This is a genomic window from Streptomyces roseochromogenus subsp. oscitans DS 12.976 (assembly GCF_000497445.1).
Lineage (GTDB): Bacteria > Actinomycetota > Actinomycetes > Streptomycetales > Streptomycetaceae > Streptomyces > Streptomyces oscitans.
On record NZ_CM002285.1, the window covers coordinates 2774079 to 2776513 of the forward strand.

A 2435-nucleotide genomic window follows, 5' to 3' on the forward strand; every position below is an offset into this window, starting at 1 on the left:
CTCGGCGGCTTCGGTCCACTGTCCGAGCGAGTAGAGCGCCTCGGACAGGTTCCCCCGCATCCATGCCTCGGAGTCCAGCAGCCCGTACCGGCGGGCGAAGGCGATGCCTTCGTGCAGGAGGGGGGCGGCCTCCCGGTCGCGGCCGACGCTCTGCAGCTCGGACGGCAGGTTCACATAGGCGCGGCCCGCGACATCGTGCACGCCCTCCGCGAGGGTGTCCCGCAGCACCTGCCGCATCTCCGCCAGGCCCGTCTCGTAGTCACCGGAGTCAACCCGGAGGCCGCCGAGGGTGAGGCGGGCGTGCAGTTCGATGTGGCGGGCACCGACCATGCGCGCGTACTCCACGGCACGCTCGGCGGCGGCGAAGGCCTCGGGTCCGGGCCGGTGCAGCATGGACCAGCCGGCGGCGAGGGCCAGCACCTCGGCGTGCACCTCGGACGGGGGCAGGCCGCGCACCAGGTCCTGGGCGGTGCCCAGTTCCTGCCAGCCGTCGCCGCGAGCCTGGGCCTGCACAAGCCGGGAGCGCTGCACCCAGAACCAGGCGGCGCGCAAGGGGTCCGGGTCGTCTTCGAGCAGGCGCAGCGCCCGCTTGGTGATCTTCAGGGCGCGTTCGCGTTCGCCGCCGAAGCGGCCCGCGACGGCGGCCTCGGCCATCAGGTCGAGATAGCGCAGCGGGGCGGTGGCCGGGTCGCAGCCGCACGGAGGGTAGACCTCGGTGTAGTCGACGGGGCGCAGGGCGGAGCGCACCTCCTCGGGGACGCTGTCCCACAGCTCCATCGCCCGTTCCAGGAGCCCGAGTTGCTCGGTGTAGGCGTGCCGCCGGCGGGCCACGACGGAGGCGTCCAGGACGGCGGGCAGGGCCTTGGCGGCGTCGTGGGCGTGGTACCAGTAGCTGGCCAGGCGCATCACGCGCGCGTCGGCCGGGACGAGCGCGGGGTCGGCCTCCAGGGCTTCGGCGTAGCGGCGGTTGAGGCGGGAACGTTCGCCGGGCAGCAGGTCGTCGGCGACGGCCTCGCGGACCAGTGAGTGCCGGAAGCGGTAGCCGTCGCCGGCCCGGGTGGCGGTGAGGAGGTTGGCGCCGACGGCGGCCCGCAGCGCCTCGATGAGGTCGTCCTCGGTGAGCCCGGCGACGGCGGCGATCAGCGGGTACTCCACGGTGGAGCCGCCCTCGGCGACGATCCGGGCGACCCGCTGGGCGCTCTCGGGCAGCGCCTCGACCCGGACCAGCAGCAGATCGCGCAGGGAGTCGGTCAGGCCGGTGCAGCATCCCTCCGAGGCCGCGACGGCGAGTTCCTCGACGAAGAAGGCGTTGCCGTCGGAGCGTTCGAAGATCTCGTCCACGCGGGCGGGGTCGGGTTCGGCGGCGAGGATGCCGGCGATCTGGCGGCCGACCTCCTCGCGGGTGAAGCGGGCGAGTTCGATACGGCGGACGGTGCGCAGGCGGTCGAGTTCGGCCAGCAGAGGGCGCAGGGGGTGGCGGCGGTGGATGTCGTCGGAGCGGTAGCTGGCGAGGACGAGGAGCCGGCCGGCGCGCAGCGTGCGGAAGAGGTAGGCGAGGAGGTGGCGGGTGGAGGCGTCGGCCCAGTGCAGGTCCTCCAGGACCAGCACGACCGGCTGTGTGGCGGCGACCTGTTCCAAAAGGCGGGCGGTCAGCTCGAACAGACGGGCCATGCCCTGCTCGTCATGGCGGCCGGCGCCGGCCTCGCCCAGGTCGGGCAGGAGGCGGGCCAGTTCCTCCTCCTGTCCCCGCGCGGCGGCGGCGAACTCATCGGGCAGGGCGTCGCGCAGGGCGCGCAGCGCGGTGGAGAAGGGGGCGAACGGCAGCCCGTCGGCGCCGATCTCCACACAGCCGCCGACGGCGACGACCGCGTGCCGGGCGGCGGCCGTGGCGAACTCCTCGACGAGGCGGGTCTTGCCGACCCCGGCCTCGCCGCCGAGCAGCAGCGCCTGCGGCTCGCCGGCGCGGGCGCGGGCGAGTTTGTCGTTCAACGTGTCCAGTTCGTCGGTGCGGCCGACGAACACGGGACTGACGGACCTGGTCTCCACGGGCCCGAGCATCGCACGAGGTCCGGACGGCAGGGCACCCGTTTTCCACAGCTCCGGTGTGATCGTCCTACCGACAGCCGGGAGAGTCGTATCCGCAGACGGAACAGACGGAACGGATGGAACAGATGGAGCAGATAGGGCAGATGGACGAGCCGTACTACCTCGATGGGCGGTCGTACGACCCCGGTCGGGAGGGTCCGGAAGGCGGCCGACCCCCGTGCGACCGCCCTCCGTCCGGCCCCGGTCCGGCGGTCCGGGGTTCATGCGGTGCGCGGGATCCGGCGCCGGCGGGAGCGGCCGGTATGGGACTCGGCAGCCGTGCCGTCGTGGCCGGCTGCGGCCTCCTGGCGGGTGACGCGCCGGGCCCGGGCGGCCTCGCGGGCCAGGCG

1 protein-coding gene is annotated in these 2435 nt (G+C 74.1%); it reads right to left on the reverse strand.

Annotated features, from left to right (window positions below; all coding sequences use genetic code 11):
- A partial coding sequence (locus tag M878_RS61815) for an ATP-binding protein (protein ID WP_023546567.1) occupies positions 1-2058 on the reverse strand: 2058 nt, incomplete at its 3' end.
- Positions 2059-2435: the final 377 nt, after the last annotated feature.